The sequence below is a fragment of the Priestia sp. HNGD-A6 genome (assembly GCF_045784335.1).
GTDB classification, from domain to species: Bacteria; Bacillota; Bacilli; order Bacillales; family Bacillaceae_H; genus Priestia; species Priestia zanthoxyli.
The window spans coordinates 622,550-634,884 of sequence record NZ_CP138621.1 but is presented as its reverse complement, the minus strand read 5'-3'; the positions used below and the strand labels follow the sequence as shown (position 1 = coordinate 634,884).

Sequence of the window (12,335 nt, the reverse complement as noted above, 5' to 3'; positions counted from 1 at the left end):
AGGAATATATGAAAAAGGTATTAATTGCCTCCTTTGACATGGAAGTTGGGGGAGTGGAAAGAAGTCTTATCAGTATGCTAAATAACTTCGACTATCAACATCATTGTATTGATTTGATGCTATACAGTCATACTGGAGATTTTATGAACTTGCTTCCAAATCAACCACACTTATTAGAAGAATCTGTAGCCTATAAAACCTTTCGAATGTCGATAGGACAAACTTTAAAATCTGGAAAAATGTTACTCGGACTAGTAAGGCTAATGGCCAAGTATAAAGCGAATTTAAGCCGGTCTTCCGAAAATGGATACAAACAAATGCAGTATATGTGGAAATATTCATTGCCTTTTCTCCCTAAGTATACAGAACAATATGATCTTGCTATCAGCTATTTATGGCCTCATTACTTTGTCGCAGAGAAAGTAGAAGCAAAGACGAAAATTGCGTGGATACACACCGATTTTTCTACAGTGGATACAGATGAAAAAGTAGACATTCAAATGTGGAATAAATTTGATTACATTGTAGCAGTATCGGAAGAATGTAAGAGTGCATTTATTCAAAAATATTCTGGTTTAGAAAAGAAGGTTATTGTTATGGAGAACATTACTTCTCCAGATTTTGTTAGAGCCTTAGCCAATGAACAAGTTGAAAATCCTATGCTAAATGATCAAAGGTTCAAAATCATAACAGTGGCAAGATTATCTTATGCTAAAGGAATTGATAATGCAGTTAAAGCTTTGAAACTATTAAAAGATAAAGGTTATAAGGATATTGCCTGGTACGTCGTTGGATATGGCGGAGATGAGGCAATGTTAAAAGAGCTAATAAAAGAAAATAGCTTGGAAGATTGTTTTATTCTTTTAGGTAAACAAACCAACCCATACCCTTATATGAAAGAAGCCGACCTATATGTCCAACCGTCTAGATATGAAGGAAAAGCTGTTACGGTCGGGGAAGCTCAAATTCTTTATAAGCCGGTCTTGATTACTAATTATACTACTGCTAAAAGTCAAATCCGTAATAAATATGATGGATTTATATGCGAATTGTCAGTTGAGGGAATTACGGAGGGGATTGAAAGATTATATAAGGATCACCAACTGAGAAAGACGTTAATAATTAATTGTGAAAAATCTAGTTATCACAATGCCTATGAACTAAGTAAATTATACAAATTGATAAAATAGTTTTAAGGGAGTGACATTATGAAAATTTGTACAATAACATGCCATGATGTTTACAACCATGGTGCTTCCTTACAAGCATATGGACTAATGAAATATTTGATGAACTGTGGTCATGAGGTCGAAATAATAGATTACAAACCAGATTATTTAAGTAATCATTATAATTTATTAAGCATTGATAATCCCAAATGGGAAAAAAATATTATAACAAAGTCGATATATCTCACATTAAAAGTTCCTACTAGAATATCTGGATTAAGGAGGAAAAAAGCGTTTGATAGGTTTACTTCTCACTATTTAACAGTGACTAACTCGCGATTTATTTCTAATTATGAGTTAAAACAAAATGTTCCTTATGCAGACGCATATATATGCGGCAGTGATCAGATCTGGAATACTTTACACAGAAACGGAAAAGACCCTGCATTTTACTTAGACTTTGTGCCAAATGGAAAGATAAAGGCTTCCTACGCAGCAAGTTTTGCGACTGATACAATCTCTGATAAATATAAGCCTATGGTAAAAGAGAGAGTAGAAAGACTAGAGGGTGTAGGCGTAAGAGAAAAAAGTGGAGTGGAAATATTAAAGAAGCTAGATGTAAATAAAGCAGTTCATGTTGTAGATCCCGCTTTTTTATTAGAGAAAGAAGAGTGGAACAATATAGCTACAAGAGAATTCAAAGAGAAATATATTTTAATATATGATTTTGATAACAGTGTTCTGATAAAGGATGTAGCCATTAAAATTGCTAAAGAAAAAGGATATAAAATATATAATATAAATCCCAGTAAACTTACTTACGCTGATAGATACTTTAAATTTGATGGACCTGAGACATTGGTATCCCTTGTTAAAAATGCACAATTCATTATATCTAACTCTTTCCATGCTGCTGTTTTTTCAATAATTTATGAAAAAGAATTTATTATTGTTAACAGAACTGAAGCCATAAACACAAGAATGAGGGATTTATTAAGTGATTTAGATATTACCGAAAGATTAATAAGCGAGGATTACAGTCTAAGTCAAATATTAAAAAAAATTGATTATGAACGGAGTAAAAAAATATTAAATGAAAAGATAATGTTTTCTAAGGAATATTTAGAAGGTGTGTTATCTAAAAATCGAAACGTGAGAAACGTACTATGAAAAAGGTGTTATTTGTTATAGATTCGTTAAGTAGCGGAGGAGCCGAAAAAAGTTTAGTATCATTATTGTCATTATTGGATCACAAAAAATATAGTGTAGATTTATTAATGTTTTCTCCCAAAGGATTGTATCTACCACTTTTACCTAAGGAAATTAATGTATTAGAGGTTCCTAAGTTTATTAAGATACAAAACAATAATATAACGTATTTAATAAAAAATAAAAATTTTAAAGAGCTGTACTTAAGATTTGGAGCATCTTTCTCTCTTAGAAATCCATTAACTAAAAAAAAGATGCATAGCGCCCAAATAAACTGGCGTTGGATGTCTAAAGGTATAGAAAAATTAAATAAGAAATACGATATAGCTATAGCATATAGTCAAGGCACACCCACTTATTTTGTTGTAGAAAAAGTAGATGCTGCAAAAAAAATATGCTGGGTCAATACAGATTATAAAAAAGCATCGTATAATAAAGCGTTTGACGCAAGGTACTACAATCAATATGAACATGTAATAGCAGTATCTGATCACAATAAAGAAGTCTTTATAAATGAAATGTCTAATGCAAAAGAGAAAACTACTGTTATTTATGATATAGTCTCACCCAAACTCATCAAATCTATGTCCACAAATAACGGTGGATTTCAGGATGGTTGTGATGGTATAAGAATACTAACGATTGGAAGATTAGTCGATGTAAAGGGGTATGACATGGCAATTGAAGCCTGTTATAAACTAAAAAAACAAGGATATAAATTTAGGTGGTATGTCATTGGGGAGGGCACTTTAAAAAGTAAGCTCCAAAACATGGTTAGGGAGTTTCAGCTAGAAGATACATTCATCTTTCTAGGTACATTTCAAAACCCGTACGTATTCTTAAAACAGTGTGACATATATGTACAACCTTCAAGATTTGAAGGTTATGGGCTAGCAATAGCTGAGGCTAAAATTTTGCAAAGACCTATAGTAGCAACCAATTTTACAGTAATACACAATCAGATTCAAAATAGAAAAAATGGTCTTATAGTTAATATGAATGCAGAAGGAATATGTCAAGGTATCAAAGAAGTTATTGAACACAAGAATCTAAGGGAATATTTTTATAAAAATTTAAGTGCTGAAGATGTAGGTACTGAGGAAGAAATTAATAAAGTATGTTGTTTGATAGAGAATGTGTAAAAATAACTTACTTAATAGGTTCATAAGGAAAATAATTATGTCTAAATAAAAATTATCAATCATTAGCTGTAACAACCCTATAATTTCTAGGAGGTAGCATGAGAAAAAAGATCGTTTTTATGATTATAAACATGAATGTAGGTGGAACTGAGAAAGCATTGCTTAACATGATGTTAGAGATGCCAAGAGATACATATGAAATAACAGTTTTAATGTTAGAGGAATATGGAGGATTTCTGGAACATATCCCGGGTGATATTAATATTGAGTACTTCAAAAACTATAGAGGTATAAAAGACGTATTGAACAAACCTCCTAAGGTAACAACTCTACAACTCTTTAAAAATGGTCAAATCATCAAAGCTTTTAGTTTACTAATGATGTACTTAATATCAAAGATCGTGAAAGACAAGAGTATTTTCTTTAAATACATTTTAAGTACTTGTCCTGAAATGGAAAGTGAATACGATATTGCAGTAGCTTACGCTGGACCTATGGATTTTATAAGTTATTTTGTGGTAAATAAAATAAAGGCTAAAAAGAAAATCCAATGGGTTCATTTTGATATTACCAACATAGGTTTCGATCAAAATTTTGTATCTAAAATATATAAGAAGTTCGATAAGATTTTTGTAGTATCTAATGAGGGAAAAACTAAGTTAATTAATTTATTGCCCAATATTAAAGAAAAAGTAGATAATTTCACCAATATTATATCAAAAGATTTTGTAGTTAAAATGGCGGATAAAGGAAAAGGATTTGACGACGACTTTTGTGGAGTAAGAATCCTTACTGTTGGACGATTAAGCAGGGAAAAAGGGCAGGATTTAACTATTCCAATATTATCAAAGCTCAAAAAAGCTGGATACAATGTTAGATGGTACTGCATAGGTGATGGAAGTGAGAGACTAGAATATGAACAACTCATAAGAGAGCATAATGTTGAAAAAGATTATATCCTTTTAGGTTCTATTTCTAATCCATATCCTTATATGAAGCAATGTGATATATACGTACAATCATCACGACATGAAGGGTATTGTATAACACTTTCAGAAGCAAGATGTTTTAATAATCCTATTGTTACAACTAATTTTACAGGAGCAAATGAGCAGATTTCTAATGAAGAAACAGGGTTAATAGTAGATTTTGATGAGAGGAAAATGTATACAGCATTGCAAAGACTCTTAAATGACGAAAGAATAAGAAATAAATTTAAGTATAATTTGCATCAAGAAAGTGTAGATACTACCAAAGAAATAGAAAAACTATATAAAATAGCAGATAATTTTTAATGGTATCCTAAGTTAATAATTGTTACTTAAGGTACCATTATTTATTGTATTTTAAAGGATAATAATCGGGAGACTATTATGAAAAAAATATTATTTATGGTAAGCAGCATGAATATTGGTGGTGTAGAAAAATCACTCCTCTCACTTTTATCAGTTATTCCAAAAGAAAAATATGATATTACCCTTTTGTTGTTAGAAAAAAAAGGTGGCTTTTTAGAGCATATTCCGGAATGGATAAAAGTGGAGGAAGCTACTTGGTTTAAAAGTATACGTCCAATTATTACACAGTCACCACAACACACAATCCGTCATTATTGCGATAATAGAGAATATATGAAAATTCCATTTTTTGTATGTTCGTATTTCATATCCAAAACACTAAAAGATCGCTATATATATTATAAACAGATTTTTAGGGGGATTCCCCCAAAAAGGAATACGTATGATGTTGCAATAGCTTATCAAGGACCTACTGAAACTATTGATTATTATGTAGCAAATAAAATATCTGCAAAAAAGAAAATATCATGGATACATTTTGATGTTTCTAAACATCAAATTAATCAAAAGATGTATAACAAACTGCAAAAATCGTTTGACAAAGTCTTTGTAGTCTCAGAAGAAGCAAAAAAACGTTTGATTGAAAAAGTTCCTAAAAGTGGAAAAAAGGTAGAAGTTTTCAAAAATATAATATCTACCGAGTTAATATCTGAACTTTCTAAAGAAGATATTGAATTCGATGATGATTTTAACGGAACAAAAATAGTGACAGTAGGAAGGCTTTCTAAAGAAAAAGGCCAAGATATCGCAATCAAAGTATTATCCAAGCTACGTAAAAATGGATGTAATGTAAGGTGGTACTGTCTTGGAGATGGTATAGATAAAAAAGCATATGAAATTTTGATAGAAAAATATGATTTAAAAAATGATTTTATATTGTTAGGATCAAAGCACAATCCTTATCCATATATATCTAATGCAGATATCTATGTTCAAACATCAAGGCATGAGGGATTTTGTCTAACCTTAGCAGAAGCAAGATGTTTAAATAAACCTATAGTAACGACAAACTTTATAGGAGCATATGAACAACTTACGGATGGTTATGATGGATTGATTGTTCATTTTGATGAGGAAGAATTATATGAAAAAATCAGGCATTTAATTAAAAATAAAAATGAAAGGGAACGTCTTACTACCAATCTGGAAAAGACCTATGTAGATACGACATCAGAAAGTATGAAATTAATTAATTATATTGGCTAGAGAGGAAAAAAGATATGAACCCCAAAATAAGTATTATTGTTCCTGTATATAAAGTGGAAGCTTACATACACAAATGCGTGAATTCAATATTACATCAGACACTTAAAGACTTTGAGCTTATCCTTGTCAATGACGGATCACCCGATAATTGTGGGAATATTTGTGATGAATATGCAAAAAAAGATTATAGAGTAAAAGTAATACATAAAGAAAATGGTGGGCTCTCAGATGCACGGAATGAGGGTTTAAGTATAGCAACAGGAGATTACGTAGGCTTCGTAGACAGTGATGATTGGATTGAACCTGATATGTATGAGCTTCTTTATAATATGTGTGAAGAAAATAAATGTGATATAGCAAATTGTACAAGCACAATTCACTTTAAACATAAGGTGGTAAAAAATGGTACTCACCCTCTGGAAATCCACAATAGAAAACAAGCTATGGAATTCATGCTTAAAGGAGAACTATATGACGAGGTAGTTTGGACAAAGTTATTTAAAAGGAGTTTATTAGAAGATATAAGATTCCCGGTGGGCATTATATATGAAGATACTGCGTTCACTTACAAAGTTATCCACAAGAGTGAAAGAATCTGTTGCATAGGTGCACCTAAATATCATTACATCAAACGTGATGACAGTACCATGGATAGAGCTATAAAAAATATTAGAATTGATGGTGTATTGATATATGATGAAATGTATAAATTTATGGATAAGCATTATAGCGAATTACGAAATATAGTAGCTTTAAAGTTAGCTAATAGTGCAATGACTGTTATGAACTTAATGTCATTTCATTCAGACTTTCCTAAGTATAAAAAGCAGTATTATGAAGTTGGACATTTATTAAATGCTTATTTTAGTAGCACAGTAAAGCTTCAAGAATATCCTAGCACAGTAAAATTACTTTTGGCTGCTACGAAAGTGCATCCATTGTTATACAAACTGATAGTAAACGTAGCCTTAAGGAGAAGATCAGTGTGAAGAAGCATTTGTTGGAAATATATTATATAATACTTAAACTTAAAGATTTTAAAACCATTGTCTGTAATCATTCAATAGCGGCAATAGTCAAACCACCTTTAGTGAAGTCAACAGATGAAACGTTAAGTAAAATAATAAATGATAAATGTTCAGTAAGTAGATTTGGAGATGGGGAGTTTTCACTTATTTATGGGAAAAGTCTATTATTTCAACCTTATAGTGCTGAATTAAGCTCAAGGTTAAAAGATATACTTAAAAGTAATCAGAAAAATCATATAGTATGTATTCCAAATGTCTTCAAAAATCTTGATTGGTGTATGGGAAAGCCAAAAAAATACTGGGAGAAATACTTGAGTTTAAATCTTAGTAACATTTTTAAAATATTAGATAAGGAAAAAGTATATTATGATTCACTTGTGACGAGGATATATATAGATCATATCGACAAAAGTAAAGCAGAAAATCGATTTAAACAGTTTAAGAAAATATGGAATAAGAGAGAGATTATAATTGTTGAAGGTCAACAGAGTAGATTGGGGGTTGGAAATGATTTTTTTAATAACGCTGCTTTAATTGAAAGGATTGTTTGTCCAGCTACGAATGCCTTTGAAAAATATGAGGAGGTTCTTAAGAGGATTAAAGAACACGATAAAACAAAGTTAATTTTAATTGCACTTGGCCCGACAGCCACTGTTTTAGCTCATGATTTATCGATGGAAGGGTATGAAGCTATAGATATTGGTCATATTGATATAGAATATGATTGGTTTTTAAAAAAAGCTGTAGAGAAGGAACCAGTTGAAAGTAAGTACATCGGTGAGATAACTGGTGGTACTGAAGTTAAAGAGGTTAAAGACCAAAAGTATGAGGATGAAATTATTACTAGAATAGTATAAATGTAATTTAGTAAACAATCAAATTTAAAAAGGAATTAATTAAATATGAGAACTGAACAGTCTATAAAAAATATATTTATAAGTATATTTTCTCAATTAATTATTGTCGCTTTAGGTTTTATATCCCGAAAAGTTTTCTTAGATAGTTTAGGTGTTAATTATTTAGGAGTTAATGGGCTTTTAACCAATGTGTTATCTATGATGGCATTAGTGGAAGGAGGAATAGGATTAAGTATTGTATACAATTTATATAAACCGTTGGCAGAAAATGAAAGAAAAAAGGTAATAGCCCTGGTTCAATTATATAAAAAAATATACAAAATTTTAGCTTTGATTACCCTATTAATTAGTCTGTGTTTATATCCTTTCTTAAATCATTTAATGAAAGAAGGAGAGTCTATATCACATATTACAATTATATATTTCTTATTTGTTGCAAAAAATATAGTCTCATACTTAAATGCACACAAGTGGTCGTTAATTAATGCAGATCAAAGAGGATATGTGATAGTTAGAATGGAGCTTTTCTTTCAGATAACTACCACTGTAGCAAAGATACTTATTCTTATTAAGACTGAGAACTATATTCTTTACCTATTAATAGAATTTTTTATATATATAATTCAAAATATTGCAAATGGGATAATTGTAAATAAGCGCTATCCCTATATAAAAACCCAAACAAAATATTCGGTAGATAATGATACCAAAGAAAATTTGCGAAAAAATGTAAAAGCTTTATTCCTCCATAATATAGGAGGTTTTTGTGTGTTTGGGACAGATAACATTCTCATTTCCTCTTTTGTTAGTATATCTACTGTAGGTGTTTATTCTAATTATACCATGATAACTCAACAACTGGCTTCTTTGATAGGCCCGTTGCTTGGAGGTATTGGGGCCAGTGTTGGAAATTTAATTGCTACTGAAAGTAAGGAGAAAAATTATTCTGTTTTTAAAATAGCCTTTCTAATGAATTTTTGGATATATTCATTTAGTATAATATTTTTGTATAACTTATTAGAACCTTTTATTAATTGGTGGCTAGGAGACGGGTACCTTTTAAATAATAGTACATTTATTTTTATATTAATAAACTTTTATTTGAATGGAATGCGGACTGCGATAGCAACATTTAAAAATAAGGCGGGTTTATTTGTTCAGGACAAATATGCACCATTAGTAGAGGGTTTAGTAAATTTAATTTTTTCTTTAATTTTAATAAAGTACTTCGGGTTAATAGGAATATTTATGGGAACGGCAATCAGTACTCTTTCAACAGTGTTTTGGACTCAACCAGTTATTGTTTATCAAAATGTGTTTAATAAACCTGTTTGGTTATATTTCAAAAAGTATAGCCTTTACGCTATCTTAACAGTCATAACTTGTCTTTTAACAACTATGATATGTAATACTCTTGTAATAGGCCATAATTTTATCTCTCTATTATTAAAAGGAATTGTTTGTTTAATTGTACCTAATAGTATATATGTCGTATTGTTCTTTAAAACAAAAGAATTTAAGTATATATTGAATGTCCTGAAAAGTAATGTATTCAAATTAAAGAAGAGTAAGCAGATCCCTAAGGAAGCATAAAAGTATATAGAGATTAGAATAGAGTATATATTTCTGATCTCTTTTTATTATGGTAAAAAATGCAAAGGAAGAGGTTGTTTATGAGTAAAGTAAGTGTAGTAGTACCAATTTATAATGCAGGAAATAAGCTTAATAAGTACATATTTTTTATAAATATATTGAAATGATAAAATTTCAAAAGCATTTTAAGTAATAATCCAGTTCTTTTTTTTTGTATACTAATATGTCAACTGTCAAAATAACAGTAAAAAAACTTTAATAACCATAGCTCAAAACTACTCATGAAAAATACACCAATCCCATAATGAAGAAATAATTATAAATAAAGAAAATTAAATTTAGTATTGTATTTCTACTGAAAGTATAGTATGTTCTTTATAAAGAACATGTTTATTTGAAACTAATAAATAAGATTGTAAACATAACTTTAACGAACAATTCTTCTAACCAAATAAAGTTAAGTATATCATTTTTTATAACTAATTAGTTCTTTATAAAGAACGAAGGGGGTGCTTTATTTTACATCTGTTAAACGTAAATCTTTTGAATCGGAGAGAAAAACAATGAGCGCAATCGCTGGCGTCTATCATTTTAATAATGAACCTGTACCTATAGAGCATGTAGGAGGGATCATGGGGTCCTTACGAAAATATCCTGCTAATGATATTAAGGTATGGCATAAGGAAAATATCTTTTTGGGATGTCATGCGCAGTGGATCACACCAGAATCAGTTGGAGAGCAGCTGCCTTATTACGACTATGAAAGACAGCTAGCCATTACGGCAGATGCTATTATCGATAATCGGGATGAATTATTTGACCAGCTGCAAGTTGAACGATCGCGAAGAAAAATGCTGCCAGATAGCCAATTGATTTTACTTGCTTATCAAAAATGGGGAGAAGAAACACCTAAGTATTTAATAGGTGATTTTGCTTTTATGATTTGGGATGAGAAAAAACGTAAGCTATTTGGAGCAAGAGATTTCTCCGGGGCTCGAACTCTCTATTACTATCATACGCAGCAGCAACTTGCCTTTTGTACGACAATAGAGCCACTACTTACCTTACCTTATATTGAAAAACAGCTGAATGAACAGTGGCTAGCTGAATATTTGGCCATAGCTGGAATGATTGATGCGGCAGATGCTTCTATAACGCCCTATAAGAAGATACAACAAGTACCTCCATCTCACTGTATCTCGATAACTAAAGATAAAATAAATTTTACAAGGTATTGTCATTTGATTTCAGAAAAGAAACTAAACCTAAAGTCAAACGAAGAGTATGTAGAAGCATTTCAAGAGGTGTTTCAAAAGGCAGTAACTTCAAGGTTGCGTACACACTTGAATGTCGGAGCACAGTTAAGTGGAGGTTTGGATTCAGGGGCAGTGGTTAGCTTTGCTGCAAAAGATACCCAAGAGAATAACAAAAAATTACATACATTTAGTTATATTCCGCCAAAGGATTTTGTAGATTTTACGCCTAAACAATTGCTTCCTGATGAAAGACCTTTTATCCAATCAACTGTACAATATGTAGGAGGTATCCAAGATCACTATTTAGATTTTGCAAATAGGAATTCCTACTTAGAAATTGATAGTTTACTGGAAACAATGGAGATGCCGTATAAGTTTTTTGAAAATTCTTTTTGGTTGAAGGGGATGTTTGAGAAAGCTCATCATGAAGGATTAGGAGTATTATTAAGTGGCGATAGAGGTAATTTTTCGATATCTTGGGGGTTTGCTCTAGATTATTACGCAGTTCTTTTAAAGAAGTTAAAATGGCTTCAGCTGTTCTACGAATTGAATCAATATAGTCAAAACACAGGCGGGGCTAGGTTACGTATGCTCCCAGTTGTTGCTAGAGTGGGTTTTCCTATAATCGATAAAATTTTTCCAGAAGGTATATCGTATCAGCTTCCTAAACTTCTTAATCAGGAATTTGCAGAGAGCACAGGTGTTTTTAATAAACTTAAAGGGTACGGCATAGACCAAACAGGCTGGTTTCCTGGTGCAAATATATTTGAAGAAAGAAAAAGGCATTTTGAAGATGTTTTCCATTGGAATGCGGGTAATACACTTGCCGCCAAACTGTCTTTACGCTATGCCGTATGGAAGCGCGATCCAACCAATGATTTGCGTGTAGTGCGTTTTTGTTTATCTGTTCCTGAAGAACAATACGTTCAAAATGGAGTAGATCGCTCTCTTATTCGAAGAGCAACAGAGAACTTCCTTCCTGATGAAGTTAGGTTAAACCAACGTATTCGGGGAGTTCAAGGAGCTGATTGGGTTCATCGAATGATTCCCCATTGGGATGCATTTGTGGATGAAGTGGAGCAGCTTAGTGCAGATGAAAGAGTTTTAAGGTTTTTAGACGGTCAAGTAATTAAAAAGGCTCTGTTAAAAGTCAAACAGGGAGCGCAGCCAGAACATGCCACTGACCCCGATTATAAGGTTTTAATGCGCAGTTTAATTATATATAGATATATTAAAAAATTTACTTGAAAGGAGGTGATAACATGAAAAAAGAATGGCAAACACCCGTATTAGAAGTACTTGATGTGAAAATGACAATGCTTGGAAAAGATGGAGATTATACTGATGCTGCTTTTCCTCAAAACACACCTAAAGGTAAATTAACTTTTAGCTAAATGATCGGACAGAGCTATTCATCCAAATCTGCGTGGATTTCGTACATATGAAATTTTGCAGTGCAGGTTTGTAAGATTCAAAAGTTAAAAGCCCTTATATTTTAAAAAACATATAGGGGCTTTTAA

10 protein-coding genes are annotated in these 12,335 nt (G+C 31.3%); all 10 read left to right on the top strand.

What is annotated here, in order from left to right:
* Positions 1-8: 8 nt before the first annotated feature.
* The 10 genes from SCI76_RS03265 (at position 9) to SCI76_RS03220 (ending at position 12,209) form a co-directional block, all read left to right on the top strand.
* A complete protein-coding gene (locus tag SCI76_RS03265; RefSeq protein WP_098626836.1) occupies positions 9-1,190 on the top strand; it encodes a glycosyltransferase in 1,182 nt (393 codons plus the stop codon).
* Between the two features lie 18 nt (positions 1,191-1,208).
* On the top strand, positions 1,209-2,339 hold the full coding sequence (locus tag SCI76_RS03260) for a polysaccharide pyruvyl transferase family protein (RefSeq protein ID WP_328174857.1): 1,131 nt from the start codon (positions 1,209-1,211) through the stop codon (positions 2,337-2,339).
* Positions 2,336-3,520, top strand: a complete 1,185-nt coding sequence (locus SCI76_RS03255; protein WP_328174858.1) for a glycosyltransferase — start codon at positions 2,336-2,338, stop codon at positions 3,518-3,520. The genes SCI76_RS03260 and SCI76_RS03255 overlap by 4 nt, the downstream gene beginning before the upstream one ends.
* Positions 3,521-3,618: 98 nt before the next feature.
* Positions 3,619-4,815 carry a glycosyltransferase gene (locus SCI76_RS03250; RefSeq protein WP_328180125.1) on the top strand — a complete coding sequence of 399 codons (1,197 nt, stop codon included), beginning with the start codon at positions 3,619-3,621 and terminating at the stop codon, positions 4,813-4,815.
* Between the two features lie 78 nt (positions 4,816-4,893).
* Positions 4,894-6,081, top strand: coding sequence for a glycosyltransferase (locus tag SCI76_RS03245; RefSeq protein WP_098626840.1), 1,188 nt, complete (start codon positions 4,894-4,896; stop codon positions 6,079-6,081).
* Between the two features lie 14 nt (positions 6,082-6,095).
* A complete protein-coding gene (locus tag SCI76_RS03240; protein WP_098626841.1) occupies positions 6,096-7,070 on the top strand; it encodes a glycosyltransferase in 975 nt (324 codons plus the stop codon).
* Entirely contained in the window at positions 7,067-7,966 is a 900-nt protein-coding gene (locus tag SCI76_RS03235; protein WP_098626842.1) for an SP_1767 family glycosyltransferase, read from the top strand. Before SCI76_RS03240 ends, SCI76_RS03235 begins: the two co-directional genes overlap by 4 nt.
* 45 nt (positions 7,967-8,011) lie before the next feature.
* Positions 8,012-9,559, top strand: a complete 1,548-nt coding sequence (locus SCI76_RS03230) for a hypothetical protein (RefSeq protein ID WP_328174860.1) — start codon at positions 8,012-8,014, stop codon at positions 9,557-9,559.
* A 563-nt stretch (positions 9,560-10,122) separates the two neighbouring features.
* Positions 10,123-12,063: a lasso peptide isopeptide bond-forming cyclase gene (locus SCI76_RS03225; protein ID WP_328174861.1), complete on the top strand. Its 1,941-nt coding sequence runs from the start codon at positions 10,123-10,125 to the stop codon at positions 12,061-12,063.
* A gap of 14 nt (positions 12,064-12,077) precedes the next feature.
* Positions 12,078-12,209 (top strand): paeninodin family lasso peptide, encoded by a 132-nt coding sequence (locus SCI76_RS03220; RefSeq protein ID WP_115653796.1) that lies wholly within the window; start codon positions 12,078-12,080, stop codon positions 12,207-12,209.
* Positions 12,210-12,335: the final 126 nt, after the last annotated feature.